The following is a 20288-nucleotide window of genomic DNA, read 5'->3' on the forward strand; positions in this document are numbered from 1 at the left end:
GCCTTGCCGCGCTCGCGGCAGGCGGACCGGTCAGACGTTGAAGTATTTGGCCTCGGGATGGTGGGCGACCAGCGCGGAGGTGGCCTGCTCGGGGTGGAGCTGGAACTCCTCCGACAGCGTCACCCCGATGCGTTCGGGCTCCAGCAGCTGGAACAGCTGCTGCTGGTCCTCCAGGTTGGGACAGGCGGGGTAGCCGAACGAGTAGCGGCAGCCCTGGATGTTGACCTTGAGCATGTCGTCGAGCGACTCGTCGCCGCCGATGCCCCACTCCTGGCGCACCCTCGCGTGCCAGTATTCGGCCAGCGCCTCGGTGAGCTGCACCGACAGGCCGTGCAGCTCGAGGTAGTCGCGGTAGGCGTCCTTCGCGAACAGCTCGGCCGTGGCCTCGGAGATCTTCGGCCCCATGGTGGCCACCTGGAAGCCGACCACGTCGACCTCGCCTGAGTTCTTGCCGCGGAAGAAGTCGGACAGGCACAGGTGACGGTCGCGGCGTTGACGCGGGAAGGTGAAGCGGGTGCGCTCGCCGCCGTCGTCGTCGTCCAGGATGATCAGCGTGTCACCGTCGGAGACGCACGGGAAGTAGCCGTAGACGACGGCCGCCTCCAGCAGGCCCTCGGTCTGGATGCGTTCGAGCCACATGCGCAGCCGCGGCCGCCCTTCGGTCTCCACCAGCTCGTCGTAGCCGGGACCCTGACCGCCTCTGGTGGGCTTGAGACCCCACTGGCCGAGGAACAGCGCCCGCTCGTCGAGGAAGGCGGAGTAGTCGGCCAGCGAGATGCCCTTGACGACGCGGTCGCCGCGGAAGGGCGGGGCCGGCACGGGGTTGTCCTCCGCCACGTCGGAGCGGCTCGGCAGCTCCTCGACGGGCGTACGGGTGAGCACGGCGCCGGACTTGACGCGCCGCTCGCGCAGCGGCGGCAGCTTGGCGCCGGCGACGCCCCGCTTGACGGCCATGAACGAGTCCATCAGCCGCAGCCCCTCGAACGCGTCGCGCGCGTAGCGCACCTCGCCCTCGAACAGCTCGGCCAGGTCCTGCTCGACGTAGGCGCGGGTGAGCGCGGCCCCGCCGAGCAGCACGGGGTAACGCTCGGCCAGGCCCCTGGAGTTCATCTCCTCCAGGTTCTCCTTCATGATGACCGTCGACTTCACCAGCAGGCCGGACATGCCGACGACGTCGGCCTTGTGCTCGTCGGCGGCCTCCAGGATGGACGAGACCGGCTGCTTGATGCCGAGGTTGACCACCTGGTAGCCGTTGTTGGACAGGATGATGTCGACGAGGTTCTTGCCGATGTCGTGCACGTCGCCCTTGACGGTGGCCAGCACGATGCGGCCCTTGGTCTCGCCCTCGACCCGCTCCATGTGGGGCTCGAGGTAGGCGACGGCCGACTTCATCACCTCGGCCGACTGCAGCACGAACGGCAGCTGCATCTGCCCCGACCCGAACAGCTCGCCCACGGTCTTCATGCCGTCGAGCAGCACCTCGTTGATGATCTCAAGGGCGGGGCGCTGCTCCAGAGCGGTGTCGAGGTCGGCCTCCAGCCCCTTCTTCTCACCGTCGATGATGCGCCGCTTGAGCCGCTCCCACAGCGGCAGCGCGGCCAGCTCCTCGGCCTTGCCCGCGCGCATGGCGGCGGCGTCGACGCCCTCGAACAGGTCCATGAAGCGCTGCAGCGGGTCGTAGCCTTCGCGGCGGCGGTCGTAGACCATGTCGAGCGCGACCTGGCGCTGCTCGTCGGGGATGCGGGCCATCGGCAGGATCTTGGAGGCATGCACGATGGCGGAGTCGAGGCCGGCGTTGACGCACTCGTTGAGGAACACCGAGTTGAGCACCATGCGGGCGGCCGGATTGAGGCCGAAGCTGATGTTGGACAGCCCCAGCGTGGTCTGCACGCCCGGGTGGCGGCGCTTGAGCTCGCGGATGGCCTCGATGGTCTCCAGGCCGTCGCGCCTGGTCTCCTCCTGGCCGGTGGCGATGGGGAAGGTCAGGCAGTCGACGATGATGTCCTCGACCCGCATGCCCCAGTTGGTGGTCAGGTCGTCGATGAGGCGGTCGGCGACGCGCACCTTCCATTCGGCGGTGCGGGCCTGGCCCTCCTCGTCGATGGTCAGCGCCACCACGGCCGAGCCGTGCTCGCGCACCAGGCGCATGATGCGCTGGAAGCGCGAGTCGGGGCCGGCGCCGTCCTCGTAGTTGACGGAGTTGACGGCCGCGCGCCCGCCGAGCATCTCCAGGCCCGCCTGCAGCACCGCGGGCTCGGTCGAGTCGAGCATGATCGGCAGCGTGGAGGCGGTGGCGAAGCGGAAGGCCAGCTCCTTCATGTCGGCCACGCCGTCGCGGCCGACGTAGTCGACGCACAGGTCGAGCATGTGGGCGCCGTCGCGGGCCTGGTTGCGGGCAATCTCGACGCAGTCGTCCCACCGGCCTTCCAGCATGGCCTCGCGGAAGACCTTGGAGCCGTTGGTGTTGCACCGCTCGCCGATGGCGAGGTAGGAGGTGTCCTGCCGGAACGGCACGGTCTGGTAGAGCGAGGACGCGCCGGGCTCGGGGTGGGGGCGGCGCTGGGCCACCTGCTTGCCCCTGACCCGCTCGACGACCTGACGGAGGTGCTCGGGCGTGGTGCCGCAGCAGCCGCCGACCAGGGACAGGCCGTAGTCGTCGGTGAAGGTGACGTGCGCGCCGGCCAGCTCCTCCGCGCTCAGCGGGTAGTAGGCGCCGTCGGAGGTGAGCACCGGCAGGCCGGCGTTGGGCATGCAGGAGAGCCTCAGGCGCGAGTGGCGGGCGAGGTAGCGCAGGTGCTCGCTCATCTCGGCGGGGCCGGTCGCGCAGTTGAGCCCGACGATGTCGACGCCGAGCGGCTCGATCGCGGTCAGCGCGGCGCCGATCTCCGAGCCGAGCAACATCGCGCCGTTGGTCTCGATCGTGACCTGGGCGATGATCGGCACGTCACGGCCGGAGTCTTCGACGGCTCGCCTGGCGCCGATGACGGCGGCCTTGACCTGGAGCAGGTCCTGGCAGGTCTCGACGATCAGGGCGTCGGCGCCGCCGGCGATCAGGCCCGCGGCGTTGTCGCGGTAGGCGTCGCGCAGGCTGGCGTAGGGCAGGTGGCCGAGCGTCGGCAGCTTGGTGCCGGGGCCCATCGAACCGAGCACGAACCTCGGCTGGTCAGGGGTGGACCAATGGTCGGCGGCCTCCCGCGCGATGCGGGCGCCTGCCTCGGAGTATTCGAAGACCCGCTCGGGGATGTCGTATTCGCCGAGCGCGGCCAGGTTGGCGCCGAAGGTGTTGGTCTCCACGCAGTCGACGCCGACGGCGAAATAGGCCTCGTGCACACCACGGACGATGTCGGGCCGGGTGACGTTGAGCACCTCGTTGCAGCCCTCGTGGCCGTGGAAATCGTCGAGCGTCGGGTCCTGGGCCTGCAGCATCGTGCCCATCGCCCCGTCGGCGACGACGACGCGCTGGGACAACACTTCTCGGAAGGACGGGGAGATGCTCATGTGGTGAAGCTTATCGGCTGCGCCTGAATCATCGTTCGAGGCGGCCTCGACCGCCGGTGAACGCACCGGTCAAAGCGGGGCATCGGAGCCCGGGATCGGCACAGAACATCGCCCTCGGCGGAGGGACCGCGCGGTGCTCGCGGGCACCGGCGGAGCTCCTCCCCGCCCTTGCGCGCCCTCTTCGCGGCCGTGTCCTTGCGCCGTGTCCTTGCGCCGTGTCCTTGCGCCGTGTCCTTGCGCCGTGTCCTTGCGCCGTGTCCTTGCGCGGCCGTGTTCGCCCGGCGTCATCCGCGTCGCCGGGCGGTGCGGATGACGCCGGGCGCACCGTGCGCGGTGTTCGCGGGACGTGTTCGCGGGACGTGTTCGCGGGACGTGTTCGCGGGACGTGTTCGTGCGCGACCGCCGCGGACCCGCTGGTGGTGGCGACCGGCGGTGGCGAAGGGCCGGGCGGAATCAGGCGTCCGGCGGTCACGAGCGGGGACGGCACGGTTGACCGCCCGGTGACCGCCCGGACGAAGGGCCGGGGGCCAGGGCGGGCGCCAGGAGGAACGTCGGAGGAGGGCCGGGGCGCCGGCCGGAGGAGGCGCAAAGGAGATCGGTGACGCTGGCGCCCCCGAACCGCATAGGCTTAGCGGGATGATGGAGAGAGGGGGCGACACGTGATAGAGCTCGAAGGGCTCCCCGAACTCGTCGACCCGGTGCTGATAGCCGCGTTCGAAGGGTGGAACGACGCGGGCGAGGCCTCCAGCGGCGTGGTCGCCCATCTCGAGTCCGCATGGAAGGCCGAGACGCTGGTCGCGCTCGACCCTGACGACTATTACGACTTCCAGGTGACCCGGCCGGTCGTGGAGATGAACGACGGGCTGGCGCAGTCGATCGTGTGGCCGACGACGCGGCTGCTGCGCGCCCGCCCGCCGGGCGTCGAGCGCGACGTCGTGCTGTTGCGCGGCATCGAGCCCAACATGCGCTGGCGCTCGTTCTGCGCCGACATCATCGGAGTCTGCCGCGAGCTCGGCGTGGAGCTCGCCGTGATGCTTGGTGCGCTGCTCAACGACTCACCGCACACCCGGCCCGTGCCCATTCTCGGCGGCGCGACGGACGAGGCGCTGGCGCGTTCGACCAACCTGGAGCTGAGCCGTTACGAGGGCCCGACGGGCATCGTGGGGGTGCTGCAGCACGAGTTCGGCCGGGCCGGCATGGACGCGGTGTCGCTGTGGGCGTCGGTGCCCCACTACGTCGCCCAGCCGCCCAACCCGAAGGCCACGGTCGCGCTGCTGCGCCGGCTGGAAGACGTGCTGGAGATCCCCCTGCCGCTGGGCGACCTCGACGAGGAGGCCCGTGCGTGGGAGCGCGGCGTCGACGAGCTGGCCTCGCAGGACAGCGAGGTGGCCGAATACGTCAAGGAGCTCGAGGAGCGCAAGGACGCCGCGGAGCTGCCCGAGGCCAGCGGCGACGCGATCGCCGCGGAGTTCGAGCGTTACCTGCGGCGCAGGGACCGCGACACCGACAGCTGACCTCCGGAGCGCACATCCCGGCATTATTCGCGGTTTCGGGTAATAATCGGTGCCTCGCTCGATTGCACCAAGCTGGAACTCCGGCTGTCGCCCCTTTCCCGTCAGCATCGACACCGCACTGTAATGCCTGATCAACCGACCGCGCACCGATAGGCATGCCATGGCGACTTCCCACGTGGACCCGCACCAGAGAAGTCAGGACACCAGGCGGCGCATCCTGGAGATGGCCGTCTCCGTCAGGGAGGACCGCAGCGGCGGCAACGTCGACCACTTCCTCGCGCTGCTGCAGGACCGGCTCCCGCTCTGGCTCAGCATTCTCCATGACTTAACCCATCTCACAGGAAAAGGGTGCGTATCCGACAATCTTGTTCCGGTGGCGCGAGCGGGCATCGGCTACTACATGGAGGTCCAGAGCGCGGCGCTGCCCGCCTTCACCTCCCCTGACGTGACGGTCCGCTTCCGCGAGGCGTTGCTCGACGACAGCGCCAGGGAGATCGTGCGCGAGCTGCGCCTCGAACCCGTCCACGCCTGAAACCCCGAAACGCCGCCCGCCGGCGGGCCACCGTACGCAACGCGCCTCGGCGGGTCACCGTACGCAACGCGCGCCTCGGCGGTCGCGTGGCGAAGGGCCGGTGCGGCGGTCAGGGAGTGCCCTGCCGTCGCGCGGCGGGCGCCGAGCGCCTCGTCGTAACGGTGCCAGACCAGCGCCGCCACGTCCGGGTCGGCTCCCAGCGGTTCGCTCACCGCCCCCGCCCCCGCCGCCGTCAGCCGGTCGTGGAAGAAACCGGGCGCGAGCACGTACGACGCGATCGCCACCCCCGCGGCGGCGCCCAGCCGGTCCACCGCCTCCTCCAGAGAGGGGGCGCCGGAGGAGGCGAAGGCGGCGGTGACCGGGCGCGCGAGGCGTACGGCGAGCCGGTGGGCGGCGGCGCGCACGTCGGCGAGCGCCGCCGGGTCGGAGGAACCCGCCGCACCGAGCACGACGGCGTCGTCCGCGCGCAGCCCGGCCCGCGCCAGCTTGCGGACGAGCGCCGACGTGAGCAGCCGGTGCGGCCCCAGCCAGCCGGCCACCACCGCGTCGGCACGGCTCCGCGCGATCACCGCGGGCAGGTCGATGTGGACGTGGTAACCGCCGGCCAGCAGGAGCGGCACGACGACGACGGGACCGGGAACGGCGGGGAGCACCTCGGCCAGCAGCGGCGCGCTGATCTCGAGATGGCTCAGCTCGACCCGCCGTCCAGGACGCGCCCTCCTGACCGTCTCCGCCAGCGCCGCCAGGGTCCGCTGCCCCGCGGCGCTGCGCGTGCCGTGCGCGGCCAGTACGAGTGCGGGCGTCACAGGCCTGCCTCGTAGCGGCAGGCGAGCCGGTAGCCGCGCTTGACCACCGTCTCCACGATGCCGCTCGGCCCGAGTGCGCGGCGCAGCCGGGTGATGGCCATCTCCACCGCGTGCTCGGCCGATTCGCGCGCCACGCTGCCCGGCAGCACGGTACGGAGGTCGGCGCGCGACACGACGTGCCCCGGTTTGTCGGCCAGGCGTTTGAGCACCGCCATCGGAGCCGGCGGCAGCGGCCGCAGCTCACCGTCCACGACCACGGCGTGGCCGCGGATCTCCAGCCGGTGGTCGCCCGTCTCGAGCCTGGTGACGCCGTGCTCCGGCAGGTGCCTGGCCAGGACGCGGGCCAGCGCGCCGAGCCGGGAACGATCGGGCTGCAGTGTGGGCACGCCGCGCGCGGCCAGCGGGCCCGCGGTCACGGGCCCTACGCAGGCGGCCACCACGGGTCCGCCGAAGGCGGCCAGCAACGCGTCCTCCAGCCCCTCGGTGCGAGCCATGCCGAGCATGGCGTGCACGGCGGGGGCGCTGGTGAAGGCGACGGCGTCCACCGAGCCGGAGATCGTCTGGCTGACGAGGCGGCGCAGCGGTGAGACGTCACGGTACGGCAGCCACCGGTAGACCGGGATCTCGATCACCTCGGCCCCCGCCGCGCGCAGGTCAGCCACGAAGTCGCTGAGCGGCTCGCCGTGCTGCTGCACCGCGATGCGCCGCCCCCGCAGGTCCTGCGCCAGCAGGTACCGCTTGATCTCGTCGCACGACTCGGTGGCGGGCGTCCAGTGGTCGTTGAGCCCGGCCGCACGCACCGCTCCCCTGGCCTTGGGCCCGCGCGTCAGCAGGCGCGCCCTGGACAGGTGCTCGCTCAGGTCGGCGGAGAGCCCCCAGCCCTCGGCGGCGGCCATCCAGCCGCGAAAGCCGACGCCGGTGGTCACCACCACGTCGTCGAGCGGCCCGCCCAGGCTGTGGCGGGTCGCGGCGAGCAGGTCGGAGTCCTCGGCCAGCGGGACCAGCCGGATGGCGGGGGCGCTGACGACGCGCGCGCCGCGCCGCTCCAGCAGCGCCCCGAACTCCTCCCGGCGCCTGGTCGCGGTCACGCCGACGGTGAAGCCCGCCAGCGCGTCCGGCTCCGTCTCGGGGGACGAACGCTCGTTCATGCGGACACCTCCGGGTGCACAGGAACGCCCGGCCCGGTGAGTGGTCCTGCGCCCGGCCGGGCCCCGAGCACCCGGCCAGGCATCACAGGCGTGAGTGACGCAAGTGAGATCACCCTCAGATACTGCTTCCGGGTGGTTTCGCCCCTGGGTCTCCTCTGTTACCGCTGTGCTACAAGGCCCGAACCTTCACGGTTGACGCGGCGCCGCCGAGGGAAGCGTCCTTCATGACGACGGCTATCGGGGAGTGCTGGTGACGGTCCGGCCTATTCGCACGTTCGACGATCCGCTGCTGCGCTCGGTGGCGGCGCCCGTGCACGACTTCGACCGGGACCTGCGGCGGCTGGTGAAGTCGCTGACGGCCACGATGCGGGCGGGAGCCGGCCGGGCCGGCCTGGCGGCGCCGCAGGTGGGAGAGCCGGTGCGGGTGGTGGTCTACGCGTACGACGGCAAGGCCGGCCACCTGGTGAACCCGCGCCTGGAGGTGTCAGAGCGGCGCGTCATGGCCGACGAGGCGTGCCTGTCGGCGCCCGGAGTGTGGTGGCCGCTGGAACGTTCCTACATGGTCACGGCGCGTGGCCGTGACATGTTCGGCAAGCCGCTGACGGTGCGGGCGCTGGGCATCCTGGCGAGGGTGCTGCAGCACGAGGTCGACCATCTCGACGGCGTGCTGTTCAGCGACCATCTCGAAGAGAGCGAGCGGGCACGGTTTCTCGCCGAGGCGCTGCCGACGAGCTGAGCCGGGAGGCGGCGACCGTTCTGAGCTCTCGCCGTTGTTCCGGGTCGGTGCCGCCCCAGACGCCGTACGCCTGCCTGGTGCTGAGCGCGTAGTCGAGGCACGCCTGCTGTACGGGGCATCCCCCGCAGACGTTCTTGGCCCGTTGGACCTGTGACTGGCTGGGACCTTCCTGGGAGATCGGGAAGAACAGCTCGGGGTCCAGGTCGAGGCAGGCGGCCCTGCGTGTCCAGTCGAGCATCATCATGGGCCGCGCCTACCCGGACGTCTGGCCGTCATACCTCTTCGAGCAGCCGGTCCCAGTCCTCGAGGAACCGGTCGAGCCCGTACCGCGCCAGAGCCGCGGCCCTGGCGGCCTTTCCGGCCTGGCCTGCGCGTCCTGGATCGGCCACGAAATCGTGCAGCGCGGCGGCGAGCACGTGCACCTTGGTCGACAGGACGCCGGCCTCGGGCGGCACGGCCTCGATCGCCTCGGTGGCGGCCAGCGCGACGACGGGCATGCCGAGCGTCATGGCCTCGATGAGGGCGAGCCCGAGGGAGGTCCACCGGTAGGGATGCAGGTAGACGCGGCGCCTGGCCAGCTCGCCGTGCATGACGTGCTGCGGCAGGTCCTCGTAGGTGCCGTATGGCAGGCCGTCCACCTTCATGCCGAACACGTCGAGGGGCACCCGCTCGGCGAAGCGGGGCAGCAGGTCGGTGCCGGCGACCCTGGCGCGGCGTACCGGTTCGTTGACCACGACGCCCGCCCGGGGCAGCTCGCCCGTGTAGAGGTGGCCGGGGTCGGGGACGCCGTGCTCGATGACGCGCGTGCGCGCCCGCCCGTTGTCCCAGTACAGCTCGTTGAAGTGGGTGACGTGCACGAGCGTGATGCCGCTCCGGCCGGCGAGGTGGTGGCGGGTGCGGGGCACGTCGCCCGCGGGGGTGTTGTGCTCGACGTAGACGCCGGGCACGTCACGGCCGAGCCACTCCCGTGCCAGGTCGATCTCGTGCGGGCGCTGGTAGACGACGACGTCCACGGGTTCGTCGCGCAGCCGGTCGTACGGCACCTCGCGGGCGGCGGCCGGCCAGTCGAAGGTGGCGGCGCGGCCCCGGCCGTCGGGGCCGCGGCCGGGGACGAGCGGGAGGACGTAGTCGTGTGCGCCCCGGATGAAGGCGCTGGTCCATGAGCCGTGCACGTGCCAGAGGAGGATCCTCACCAGCGGCTCCAGCCCATCGCCCTGGCCCAGGGCGCGGCCGCGGCCGGCACGGGCGCCTCTCTGACGTCGTTGAGCACCCGTTCGACGACGTCCGTCAGGTCGTCGGCGACCTCGGGGGCCTCGTCGATCTCCTCGGGCCGCGTCAGCATGGTGGGGACGAGGATGCCCCGGGCTCCCGCCGCCCTGGCCGCGGCCATGTCCCTGCCGATGTCGCCGACCACCACGCAGTCGCGCGGGCTGACGTCGAGCACGGCGGCGGCCCTGATCACGAGCCCGGGCGCGGGTTTGCGGCAGGTGCAGCCGTCGCCGTCGTCGTGCACGCAGATCGCCCAGGCGTCGAACGGGCCGAGCAGTTCCTCCACCCTGGCGTTCACCTGGTCCATCTCGTCGGGCGTGACCAGCCCCTTGGCCACTCCGGACTGGTTGGTGACCACGGCCACCGGGACGTCCGCGCGCCGCAGCCGGCCGAGCGCCTCGGTCGCGCCCGGCATGGGCTCGACGAGACGTGGATCGCCGTTGTACGGAACGTCCCTGATCAAGGTTCCGTCCCGATCGAACAGCACGGCGCCGGGACGTCGCTTTTCGAACACCATTCACCTCCGTCGCGTGTCCCGCAGCTACCCGGCCCCTCCACCGACAAACAACTACTTAGCGTGACAATCCCCCGGCGGTGCGGCCCGTTTCCGCACCTCTTCCTGTTGCCACATGTTTGAGAGCCGCTTCTGTCGGTAGCGGTTCTCGACATCTCTTGGGAGGGGACATGAAGTTTCTCGGCATCAACGCGATCTTCCACGACCCGGCAGCCGCGCTCGTGGTCGACGGCGAGATCGTCGCCGCCGCGGAGGAGGAGCGCTTCAGCCGCCGCAAGCACGGCAAGCGGCCGCTGGCGTTCTCGGCTTGGGAGCTGCCCGAGCTGGCCGCCGCGTGGTGCCTGCGGGAGGCGGGTCTGTCCCCCGAGGACATCGACGCGGTCGCCTACTCCTACGACCCCTCCCTCGTCGTCCAGAAACCGGAGGGCGACTGGGAGGACCTGCGCACGAGGTACGCCGTACGGGCGCCGGCGTTCCTGTCCACCGCGCTGCCCGGCCTGGACCCCGGCCAGGTCAGCTACGTGCCGCACCACGTGGCGCACGCCGCCTCCGCGGGGCTGGCCTCGCGGTGGACGACTCCAGGGCGGGACTGCGCGGTGCTGGTGTGCGACGGGCGCGGCGAGAACGTCTCCCACCTGGCCGGCCGCTACCGCGACGGCGAGCTGGAGGTGCTGGCCACGCAGGAGCTGCCGCACTCGCTCGGCCTCATGTACGAGGACGTCACGCAGCACCTCGGGTTCCTGCGCTCCAGCGACGAGTACAAGGTCATGGCGATGGCCTCCTACGGCACCCCCCGCCACCTGGACGCGCTGCGCGAGGTGATCTACACGACCGGGGACGGCGGGTTCCGCGTCGAGCGGGTCGACTGGGGCGGCTACGCCAAGGCCCTGCGCAAGGGCGCGCCCTGGACCTCCGACCACGCCGACCTGGCCGCCAGCGTGCAGGCCCGCCTGGAGGAGGTGGTGCTGGAGCTGGCGCGCTGGCTGCACGAGCGGACCGGCGAGCAGCGGCTGGCGCTGGCCGGCGGAGTCGCGCTGAACTGCGTGGCCAACACCCGGCTGCTCGACGAGGGGCCGTTCGAGGAGATCTGGGTCCAGCCGGCGGCGGGCGACTCCGGCACCGCGCTGGGCGGCGCGCTGCACCTGGCGCACGCGTACGGCGAGCCGGCCGCGCCCATGACCGGCACGGCCCTCGGGCGCGGCTTCACCGACGAGGAGCTGGGGGCCTGGCTGGACGTGGCGCGCGTGCCCTACACCCGGCCCCGCGACCTGGCCGCCGCGGTGGCGGCCGAGCTTGCCGCCGACCGGATCGTGGCGTGGTTCCAGGGACGCTCCGAGTACGGGCCGCGCGCGCTCGGCCACCGCTCCCTGCTGGCCCACCCGGGTCACGCCCGCAACACCGAGCGGCTGAACGACGTCAAGGGGCGCGAGCAGTTCAGGCCGATCGCGCCGATGGTGCTGGAGTCGCGGGCGGCGCAGATCTTCGGGCGGGGGCCGGTGCCCTCGCCGTACATGTTGTTCGTGCACGACGTGCGCCCCGACTGGGCGCCGCGCATCCCCGCGGTCGTGCACGTGGACGGGACGGCGCGCATCCAGACGGTCTCGCCGGGCGCCGACCCGCTGATGGCGCGGGTGCTGAGCGAGTTCGAGGCGCGTACGGGGCTGCCCGTGGTGGTCAACACGAGCCTGAACACGGCGGGGCGGCCCATGGTCGACGACCCCAGGGACGCGCTGGAGTGTTTCGGGTCGTCGCCTGTGGACGTGCTCGCGCTCGGGCCGTACCTGGTGCGGCGCGGGGAGGTGTTCGCCTCGTGATCACCGTGGTGATCCCGACCATCGGACGGGCCACGCTCCTGGACACGCTGGCCGCCGTGGGCTCCGCCATGCCGGTGATCGTGGTCGACGACAGGACGGAGGCCGCGGGCGGCGTCCTTGCGTCGCTGCCCGGCCGCGTACGGGTCGTCCGCTCGTTCGGACGGGGGCCCGCCGCGGCGCGCAACGTGGGGTGGCGGGCCGCGGAGACACCGTGGGTGGTGTTCCTCGACGACGACGTGATCCCCGCGCCCGGATGGGCGGAGGCGGTCTGGAAGGACCTCGTGGACCTGCCCGACGACGTGGCCGGCAGCCAGGGGCGCATCGAGGTGCCGCTGCCGTCCTCGCGCCGGCCCACCGACGGCGAGCGGCACACCGGCGGGCTGTCCGGCGCGCTGTGGGTGACCGCCGACATGGCCTACCGGCGTCCGGTGCTGGAGTCGGCCGGCGGGTTCGACGAACGCTTCCCCCGGGCCTACCGGGAGGACGCCGACCTCGCGCTGCGGGTGAGGCGGGCGGGACACCGGCTGGTGCGCGGGCAGCGGCTGACGACCCATCCGGTGCGCGACGACGGGTTCTGGGCGAGCGTGCGTTTCCAGCGGGGCAACGCCGACGACGCGCTCATGCGGCGCCTGCACGGGCCGGGATGGCGCGCGGCCATCGGCGGCGGCCCCGGCCGGCTGCGCCTGCACGCCGCCACCACGGCGGCAGCGCTCGCGGCGACGGCGCTGGGGGCGTCCGCCCTGCGCGAAGCGCCTGGCGGGGCCCGGCCCCGGTGGGCGGCGCAGGCGGCGGGGGCGGCGGCGCTCGCCTGGGGTGCGCTGACCGCGGAGTTCGCGTGGCGCCGGATCGCGCCGGGGCCGCGTACCCCGGCCGAGGTGCTGCGGATGGTCCTCACGAGCGTGGTGATCCCGCCGGTCGCCTGCGCGCACCGGCTGCGAGGGGAATGGAGGGCGCGGCGATGACCGCTCGCTGGGCGGAAACCGAGGGGTGCGGCCCGCACCCGTGCCGGACGCCGGGCGCGCCTGCCCGCGCGCCCGCCCACCCCGGCAGGCCCGGCAGGTCCGGCGGCGGCCGGCGCGCGGGGAGACGTGCGGGAGATCGCACGGGGACAGGCCGGCGCGCGGAGCGGGACAGGGCCGGGCACGACGGATCCGCGTTCGACACGGCCGAGCACGACACGACTGAGCACGACACGGCCGAGCACGACACGGCCGAGCAGGATCGGCCGGTGGCGGGCGGCGCGGGGCGCGGGCGGGTGCTCGTGGCACGCCTGGACGACGCCGGTGACGTGCTGCTGGCCGGGCCCGCCGTCAGGGCCGTGCGGGCGCTGGCCGCCGAGGTGGTCTTCCTGGCGGGCCCGAACGGCAGGGCCGCCGCCGAGCTGCTGCCCGGCGTGGACAGGGTGATCGAGTGGCACGCTCCATGGATCGACCACACGCCACCGCCCGTCAGCAGGAACGACGTCGCCGCTCTCGTCGGCAGGCTGCGCGGCGTGGACGAGGCGGTGGTGCTGACGTCGTTCCACCAGTCGGCGCTGCCGCTGGCGCTGCTGCTGAGGCTGGCGGGCGTACGAAGGATCACCGCCATCAGCAACGACTATCCCGGCTCGCTGCTGGACGTCAGGCACGTGGTGGACGAGAGCCTCGACGTGCCGGAGGCGGAGCGCATGCTGACCGTCGCCGCGGCGGCCGGGTTCGTGCTGCCGGCGGGCGATGACGGGAGACTCGCTGTTCAACGGCCATTGCCGGATATTTCACGTTTTTTGGGGACCTCGTCCGGGGCTGACAGGCGCACGTACGTCGTGGTCCATCCCGGGACCTCGGCCCCCGCCCGCACCTGGCCCGCCGGCCTGCACCGGCAGGCGGTGCGGGAGCTGGCCGAGGACGGGCACCAGGTCGTCGTGACCGGCACAGAACGTGATCTCACCGCCCACGTGGCCGGCGACGTCGCCATCGACCTGGGCGGGAGGACCACGCTCGCCGAACTTGCCGCCGTGATCGAGCACGCCGGCGTGCTCGTGGCCGGCAACACCGGCCCCGCGCACCTGGCCGCGGCCGTCGGCACTCCTGTCGTGAGCCTGTTCGCCCCCGTCGTTCCCGCGGCCCGGTGGGCCCCGTACGGCGTGCCCACGGTGTTGCTCGGCGACCAGCAGGCTCCCTGCAGGGGCAGCAGGGCACGCGCCTGCCCGGTCCCCGGGCACCCATGCCTGTCCCAGGTGACCGGCGAGCAGGTGGTGAAGGCAGTGAGGGAGCTGACGCAGTGAAGGTGGATCTCATCTCCGAGCACGCGGACCCGCTGGCCGCGGTCGGCGGCGTCGACGCGGGAGGCCAGAACGTGTACGTCGCCGCGCTGGCCGTGGCGCTGGCGCAGCGCGGGCACACGGTGACCGTCCACACCCGGCGCACCTGCGGCTCGCAGCCCGCCTCGGTGAGCATGGCGCCCGGTGTCACGGTCGAGTACGTCCCGGCCGGCCCGGCGGCGCCGGTTCCCAAGGACGAGCTTCCCCCGTACATGGCGGAGTTCACCGAGCGGCTGGCCGGCCGCTGGGCGGTTCGCGCGCCGGACATCGTGCACGCGCACTTCTGGATGAGCGGCCAGGCGGCCCTGCGGGCCGTCCAGCGGGCGGGCGCCGGCGTGCCGGTGGTCCAGACGTTCCACGCGCTCGGCACCGTCAAGCGGCGCTGGCAGGGCGAGGCGGACACCAGCCCGGCGCACCGGATCGCCACCGAGCGCGAGATCGCCAGGCGGGCCGACGCCGTGCTGGCGACCTGCACCGACGAGGTGCACGAGCTGCGCGCGATGGGCGTGCCCGAGCAGCGGGTCGCGATCGTGCCGTGCGGGGTGGACCTCACCGCGTTCTGCCCCGAGGGGCCGGTCGCGCCGCGCACCGAGGGCGGCCTGGTGCTGAGCATCGGCAGGATGGTGCCGCGCAAGGGCGTCGACACGGTCGTCAGGGCACTGCGGGGGGTGCCGGGCGCCGAGCTGGTGATCGCCGGCGGCGGCGACGACGACGCCGAAGCGGGCCGGCTGCGGGAGCTGGCCGCTGCGTACGGACTGGAGTGCCGCGTGCACGTGATCGGCAGCGTGCCGCGCAGTCACGTGCCGGCGCTGATGCGCTCGGCCGACGTCGTGGTGACGGTGCCGTGGTACGAGCCGTTCGGCATGGTGCCGGTGGAGGCGATGGCGTGCGGCGTCCCCGTCGTGGCCTCGGCGGTCGGCGGGCACCTGGACACGGTCGCGGGCGCGGGCGTGCTCGTGCCGCCGCGCCGCCCGCGCGCCCTGTCCAGGGTGCTGCGCGAGGTGCTCGGCGACCCGGGCAGGCGGGCGGAGCTGGGCGCGGCGGGGGCGCGCAGGGCCCGTGAGAGATACGGCTGGGCCCGTGTGGCCGAGCGCACGGAGGCCGTGTACGCGCAGGTCATCGACGGCAAGGTCGGCCATCTGGCGGCCCTGGGGGGTTGATCATGGATGCTCATCTGGAGAAGTTGTGGAACACGCTGGAGAAGGTCGATGACCACGCGGTCACCGTCCGGGCCTGGGGTGGGAAGCTGGCCGGCGTGCTGTCCGCGGGAGGCAGGCTGCTGGCCTGCGGCAACGGCGGCTCGGCGGCCGAGGCCCAGCACCTGACGGCCGAGCTGGTAGGAAGGTTCCGGCACGACCGGCGGCCGTACGCGGCGATCCCGCTGCACGCCGACGGCTCGGCGGTGACGGCGATCGCGAACGACTTCGGGCACGAGGAGGTCTACGCCCGCCAGGTGCTGGCGCACGGCCGCGCGGGCGACGTGCTGATCTGCCTGTCCACCAGCGGCCGCAGTCCCAACGTGCTGGCCGCGGCCGAGGCGGCGCAGGAGTGCGGGATCGTCGCCTGGGCCATGACGGGCCCCGCGCCGAACCCGCTGGCCATCCTGTGCGACGAGGCGGTCGCGGTGCCCGCGGAGGAGACGGCCACCGCACAGGAGGTGCACCTCGCCCTGATCCACCTGTTGTGCGACGCGGTGGAGGAGGCGCTGTGAGGGGGCCGCTCGTCGTCATCGGCGACTCGCTGCTGGACGTGGACGTCGAGGGCGACGCGGAGCGGCTCTGCCCTGACGCGCCGGTCCCCGTGGTGGACGTGGCCGCCGAGCAGGCCCGCCCCGGCGGGGCGGGCCTGGCGGCGCTGCTGGCCGCCCGCGACGGCGCCGACGTCGTGCTGATCACCGCGATGGGCGACGACCCCGACGGCCACCGCCTGTGCGGGCTGCTGTCCGAGGAGCTCGACCTGGTACGCCTGCCGCTGCGCGGCGGCACCGTCCGGAAGACAAGGATCAGGTCGAAGGGACAGACGCTGGTCAGGCTGGACACCGGCGACGGCGCCGCCAGGTACGCCCCCAGCGAGGAGGCGGCGCAGGCGATCCTGCGGGCGGGCGCGGTGCTGGTGTCCGACTATGGCAGGGGTGTGGCGAGGATGGCCCGCGGGCTGCTGCACGACGTCTCCGTGCCGGTGGTGTGGGACCCGCATCCCCGCGGCGAACGTCCCATGCCCGGCTGCGCGCTGGTGACTCCGAGCGAGGCCGAGGCGCGGCTGCTGTGCCCCGACGGCTATCACGGGCCCGACCAGGCGGCGCGCCGCCTGGTCCGCGCCATGCAGGCCAGGGCGGTGGCCGTCACGACGGGCGAGCGGGGCGCCGCGCTGGCCGTCGAGGGCGGCCCGCTGACGACGGTGCCGCCGCCGGTGCGAGCCGCCGGGCAGGACGCGTGCGGGGCGGGCGACCGGTTCGCCGCCGCCGCCGCGCTCGCGCTGCGTGACGGCACCGACGTGCAGGACGCGGTGACGATCGGCGTCGGCGAGGCCTCGCGCTTCGTCGAGCGCGGCGGCGCGGCCACCGTCAAGGTGCGGGAGCAGCGGCTCGGCGACCGGCCTCGCACGGCGCTGGAGGTGGCCGAGCTGACCCGCGCGCAGGGCGGCCGGCTGATCGCCACGGGCGGCTGCTTCGACCTGCTGCACGCGGGCCACGTGAGCCTGCTGCGGCGGGCCAGGGCCCTCGGCGACGCGCTCGTCGTCTGCGTCAACTCCGACGACTCGGTACGCCGGCTGAAGGGCCCGCCCAGGCCCGTCGTGGACGCGCGCGACCGGGTCGAGGTGCTCAGGGCGCTCAGCTGCGTGGACGCCGTGCTGGTGTTCGACGAGGACACCCCGGCGGCCGCCATCGAGCGGCTGCGACCCGACGTGTGGGTCAAGGGCGGCGACTACGAGGGGGAGGTCCTGCCCGAATCCGAGGTCCTCGGCAGGCTCGGCGCGGAGACCGTCGTGCTGAGCACCCTGCCGGGACGTTCGACCACCAATCTGATCAAGGAGATCCAGTGAACATTCTCATCACCGGGGGAGCCTCCGGGCTTGGGCTGGCCACCGCCGAGGCCGTGGAGAAGGAGGGCTGGCGGGCGCTGGTCGTCGACGTCCGGGCACCCGACCAGCGATTCGAGCACAGTACGGCCGACCTGGCCGACCGCGGGGAGGCCGAACGCGCCGTACGCGAGCTGGCCGAGCGGGCGGGCGGCCTGGACGGCGTGGTGACCGCCGCCGGCATCGACGCGTGCGGCCGCCTGGAGGACGTGCCCGCCGATGACTGGGAGCGGGTGATCCGGGTGAACCTCCTCGGCACGGCCTCCGTCGTACGGGCGGCGCTGCCGTACCTCAAGCACACCCGCGGCACGGTCGTCACCTGCGCGTCGACGCTGGGCCTGCGGCCGCTGAGCGACGCCTCGGCGTACTCGGCGTCGAAGTTCGGCGTGGTCGGCTTCACCAGGGCGCTGGCGACCGAGCTGCGCGGCGAGGTGGGGGTGACCCTGCTGATCCCCGGCGGCATGCGCACGGGCTTCTTCGACGGCCGTCCCGAGCAGTACAAGCCGGGCCCGGAGGCCGGACTGAACGATCCGGCCCACGTCGCCCAGTCCATCGTGTTCGCGCTGCGGCAGCCGGCCGGATGCGAGGTGAGAGAGCTCGTCGTCTGCCCTTCCACGGAGACGTCATGGCCCTAGACCTCCTGGTGCTCCGCGGGCTCGGCCTGGGCGACCTGCTCACGGCCGTGCCCGCGCTGCGGGCGTTGCGGCAGGCGTTCCCCCGGCACCGGATCACGCTGGCGGCGCCGCGGGCGCTGGACGCCCTGCCGCCGCTGACCGGGGCGGTGGACGACCAGGTGGACGTGTCGGGACCTGGGCCGATCCCCATGGGGGACGTGCCGTTCGAGCGCCCCGACATCGCGGTGAACCTGCACGGCAAGGGTCCGCAGAGCATCGAGGCGCTGCGGGCCACCGATCCCGGCCGGCTGATCAGCTTCGGCACCGGCCCGCCGTACCCGGAGGGTGTGCACGAGGTGCGGCGCTGGTGCGGGCTGCTGGAGTGGCACGGCATCGAGGCCGACCCCGCCGACCTGACGCTCGGCGTCTCCGACCGTACGGGGCCCGCGATCGTGCATCCGGGCGCCGCCTGTCCCGCCCGGCGCTGGCCTCCCGAACGTTTCGCGGAGGTCGCCGCCGCGCTGGACGACGTGGTCGTCACGGGGAACGCCGAGGAGACGCCGCTGGCGAGGAGGGTCGCCGAGCTGGCGGGGCTGCCGTCCGGGCGGGTGCTGGCCGGGCGGACCACCATGACCGACCTGGTCGACCTGGTGAGCGGGTCCCGGCTGGTGGTCTGTGGCGACACCGGGGTCGCGCACCTGGCGACGGCGTTCTGCGTCCCATCGGTGGTGCTGTTCGGGCCGGTCTCCCCCACCCTGTGGGGGCCACCGCCCGGCTGGCGTCACATCGCGTTGTGGGCCGGGCGGAACGGGGATCCGCACGGCGAACGGCCGGATCCCGGCCTGCTGAAGATCGAAGTTTCCGAAGTCGTCGACGCTGCCTTGGAGGTCACGTCATGAGGGCTCTGGTCACCGGGGGCGCCGGCTTCCTCGGCTCCTACCTGTGCGAACGGCTGCTGGACGAGGATGCGGAGGTGGTCTGCATGGACAGCTTCCTGACCGGCGGGCCGCGCAACGTCGAGCATCTGATGGACCGGCCGGAGTTCCGGCTGATCGAGTGCGACCTGACCGGGTACGTGCACGTACCCGACCGGCTGGACCTCGTGCTGCACTTCGCCTCCGCCGCCTCGCCGGCCGACTACCTGCGCTACCCGATCGAGACCCTGCGGGTGGGCAGCGCCGGCACCCTGCACGCGCTCGGGCTGGCCAGGGAGAAGAGCGCCAGGTTCGTCCTGGCCTCCACCAGCGAGGTGTACGGCGACCCGCTGGAACATCCGCAGCGCGAGACGTACTGGGGCAACGTGAACCCGGTCGGCCCGCGCAGCGTCTACGACGAGGCCAAGCGCTTCGCCGAGTCGCTGACCACCGCCTACCGCCACTCGCGCGGCACCGACACGGGGATCGTGCGCATCTTCAACACCTACGGGCCGCGCATGCGCCCGTTCGACGGCCGGGCGATCCCGACGTTCATCAGGCAGGCTCTGAAGGGCGAGCCGCTCACGATCACCGGGGACGGCTCGCAGACGCGCTCCGTCTGTTACGTCGACGACACCGTGTCCGGCATCCTCGCGATGGCCCGCAGCGACTTCGCCGGCCCGGTCAACATCGGCAACCCGGACGAGCTGACCATGCTGGAGCTGGCCACGATGATCAAGGAGCTGACCGGGTCGTCGTCGGAGATCGTCTTCATCGACCGTCCCGCCGACGATCCGAAGGTCAGGCGGCCCGACACGTCGCTGGCGGCCGAGCGGCTGGGCTGGCAGGCACAGGTGCCGGCGGCCGAGGGGCTGCGGCGCACGATCGAGTGGTTCACCGCCGAGCTGGCTTCGATGGAACGACTCGAACAGCTCCAGGTCTGATCATGGCGAGGACCGCGATGGTCGTCGTCGACATGCTCAACCCGTATGAGCACGCCGACGCCGAGCAGCTGGAGCGTGCCGTCGAACCGGTCGTGCCCCCGCTGGCCGAGCTCATCGGCCGGGCACGGGAGCGCGACGACGTGGACCTGATCTACGTCAACGACAACTACGGAGACTTCACCGCTACCAGGGACGACCTGGTGAGGCGGGCGCTCGGCGGCCGCCGGCCGGATCTGGTGGAGCCCCTCGTGCCCCCGGAGGACTGCTCGTTCCTGCCGAAGGTGCGCCACAGCGCGTTCTTCGGCACGCCGCTGGAATACATGCTCGGGCAGCGGGGGACGGACACGGTGCTCCTGACGGGCCAGGTGACCGAGCAGTGCATCCTGTACAGCGCGCTGGACGCGTACATCCGGCACTATTCGATCATGGTGCCGCGCGACTGCGTGGCGGCGATCCACCGTGACCTCGGTCTGGCGGCGCTGCGCATGATGGAGCGCAACATGTCGGCCCAGGTCACCCAGGCCAGGGGCTGCCTCACCTAGCGGCCGAAGCGCAGCCGCCGCTCCTCGGGAGGTGAAACGGCGCCCGCCCACCTCCAGGAGAGGCGG

At 72.9% G+C, this 20288-nt stretch carries 18 protein-coding genes; 12 read left to right on the forward strand and 6 right to left on the reverse strand.

Features of this window, described 5'->3' with window-relative positions; all coding sequences use genetic code 11:
- Window positions 1–30: 30 nt before the first annotated feature.
- Window positions 31–3498: a methionine synthase gene (gene metH / locus GUY59_RS22205; protein WP_138199195.1), complete on the reverse strand. Its 3468-nt coding sequence runs from the start codon at window positions 3496–3498 to the stop codon at window positions 31–33.
- Between the two features lie 659 nt (window positions 3499–4157).
- Here metH and GUY59_RS22210 point away from each other — a divergent pair.
- The gene (locus tag GUY59_RS22210) at window positions 4158–5012 is read left to right on the forward strand and encodes a PAC2 family protein (RefSeq protein ID WP_138199196.1); all 855 of its coding nucleotides are present in this window, start codon (window positions 4158–4160) and stop codon (window positions 5010–5012) included.
- 396 nt (window positions 5013–5408) lie between these two features.
- Here GUY59_RS22210 and GUY59_RS22215 read toward each other — a convergent pair whose 3' ends face one another.
- Together GUY59_RS22215 and GUY59_RS22220 are read right to left on the reverse strand one after the other, a co-directional pair.
- The gene (locus tag GUY59_RS22215) at window positions 5409–6350 is read right to left on the reverse strand and encodes a sirohydrochlorin chelatase (protein ID WP_252374825.1); all 942 of its coding nucleotides are present in this window, start codon (window positions 6348–6350) and stop codon (window positions 5409–5411) included.
- Window positions 6347–7498 carry a uroporphyrinogen-III synthase gene (locus tag GUY59_RS22220; RefSeq protein WP_138199197.1) on the reverse strand — a complete coding sequence of 384 codons (1152 nt, stop codon included), beginning with the start codon at window positions 7496–7498 and terminating at the stop codon, window positions 6347–6349. The genes GUY59_RS22215 and GUY59_RS22220 overlap by 4 nt, the downstream gene beginning before the upstream one ends.
- A gap of 250 nt (window positions 7499–7748) precedes the next feature.
- Between GUY59_RS22220 and GUY59_RS22225 the strand changes: the two genes are divergently transcribed.
- Window positions 7749–8234 (forward strand): peptide deformylase, encoded by a 486-nt coding sequence (locus GUY59_RS22225; protein WP_138199198.1) that lies wholly within the window; start codon window positions 7749–7751, stop codon window positions 8232–8234.
- Here GUY59_RS22225 and GUY59_RS22230 read toward each other — a convergent pair.
- Genes GUY59_RS22230 through GUY59_RS22240 form a run of 3 tightly spaced genes read right to left on the reverse strand, consistent with a single transcriptional unit; the run spans window position 8170 to window position 10020 of the window.
- Window positions 8170–8478 (reverse strand): WhiB family transcriptional regulator, encoded by a 309-nt coding sequence (locus GUY59_RS22230; protein WP_171055297.1) that lies wholly within the window; start codon window positions 8476–8478, stop codon window positions 8170–8172. The two genes, GUY59_RS22225 and GUY59_RS22230, sit on opposite strands and share 65 nt — an antisense overlap.
- Window positions 8479–8506: 28 nt before the next feature.
- Window positions 8507–9427, reverse strand: a complete 921-nt coding sequence (locus GUY59_RS22235) for a glycosyltransferase (RefSeq protein WP_138199199.1) — start codon at window positions 9425–9427, stop codon at window positions 8507–8509.
- Window positions 9424–10020, reverse strand: a complete 597-nt coding sequence (locus GUY59_RS22240; RefSeq protein ID WP_201761183.1) for a D-glycero-alpha-D-manno-heptose-1,7-bisphosphate 7-phosphatase — start codon at window positions 10018–10020, stop codon at window positions 9424–9426. The genes GUY59_RS22235 and GUY59_RS22240 overlap by 4 nt, the downstream gene beginning before the upstream one ends.
- 167 nt (window positions 10021–10187) lie before the next feature.
- Between GUY59_RS22240 and GUY59_RS22245 the strand changes: the two genes are divergently transcribed.
- The 10 genes from GUY59_RS22245 to GUY59_RS22290 all read left to right on the forward strand — a co-directional run bounded on the left by GUY59_RS22245 (window position 10188) and on the right by GUY59_RS22290 (window position 20222).
- Entirely contained in the window at window positions 10188–11831 is a 1644-nt protein-coding gene (locus tag GUY59_RS22245) for a carbamoyltransferase family protein (RefSeq protein ID WP_138199200.1), read from the forward strand.
- The gene (locus GUY59_RS22250) at window positions 11828–12793 is read left to right on the forward strand and encodes a glycosyltransferase family 2 protein (protein ID WP_138199201.1); all 966 of its coding nucleotides are present in this window, start codon (window positions 11828–11830) and stop codon (window positions 12791–12793) included. The genes GUY59_RS22245 and GUY59_RS22250 overlap by 4 nt, the downstream gene beginning before the upstream one ends.
- Window positions 12794–13059: 266 nt before the next feature.
- Entirely contained in the window at window positions 13060–14094 is a 1035-nt protein-coding gene (locus tag GUY59_RS22255; protein WP_212746138.1) for a glycosyltransferase family 9 protein, read from the forward strand.
- A complete protein-coding gene (locus GUY59_RS22260; protein ID WP_138199202.1) occupies window positions 14091–15290 on the forward strand; it encodes a glycosyltransferase in 1200 nt (399 codons plus the stop codon). The genes GUY59_RS22255 and GUY59_RS22260 overlap by 4 nt, the downstream gene beginning before the upstream one ends.
- 2 nt (window positions 15291–15292) lie before the next feature.
- Window positions 15293–15841 (forward strand): D-sedoheptulose-7-phosphate isomerase, encoded by a 549-nt coding sequence (locus GUY59_RS22265; RefSeq protein ID WP_138199203.1) that lies wholly within the window; start codon window positions 15293–15295, stop codon window positions 15839–15841.
- Window positions 15838–17172, forward strand: a complete 1335-nt coding sequence (locus tag GUY59_RS22270; protein WP_132335642.1) for a PfkB family carbohydrate kinase — start codon at window positions 15838–15840, stop codon at window positions 17170–17172. Before GUY59_RS22265 ends, GUY59_RS22270 begins: the two co-directional genes overlap by 4 nt.
- A complete protein-coding gene (locus tag GUY59_RS22275; RefSeq protein ID WP_138199204.1) occupies window positions 17169–17843 on the forward strand; it encodes an SDR family oxidoreductase in 675 nt (224 codons plus the stop codon). Before GUY59_RS22270 ends, GUY59_RS22275 begins: the two co-directional genes overlap by 4 nt.
- Entirely contained in the window at window positions 17834–18721 is an 888-nt protein-coding gene (locus GUY59_RS22280; RefSeq protein WP_138199205.1) for a glycosyltransferase family 9 protein, read from the forward strand. Before GUY59_RS22275 ends, GUY59_RS22280 begins: the two co-directional genes overlap by 10 nt.
- The gene (locus tag GUY59_RS22285; RefSeq protein ID WP_138199206.1) at window positions 18718–19680 is read left to right on the forward strand and encodes a UDP-glucuronic acid decarboxylase family protein; all 963 of its coding nucleotides are present in this window, start codon (window positions 18718–18720) and stop codon (window positions 19678–19680) included. Before GUY59_RS22280 ends, GUY59_RS22285 begins: the two co-directional genes overlap by 4 nt.
- A gap of 2 nt (window positions 19681–19682) precedes the next feature.
- On the forward strand, window positions 19683–20222 hold the full coding sequence (locus GUY59_RS22290; RefSeq protein ID WP_138199207.1) for a cysteine hydrolase family protein: 540 nt from the start codon (window positions 19683–19685) through the stop codon (window positions 20220–20222).
- Window positions 20223–20288 lie beyond the last annotated feature (66 nt).

This window comes from Nonomuraea sp. K271 (genome assembly GCF_009908215.1).
Lineage (GTDB): Bacteria > Actinomycetota > Actinomycetes > Streptosporangiales > Streptosporangiaceae > Nonomuraea > Nonomuraea longispora.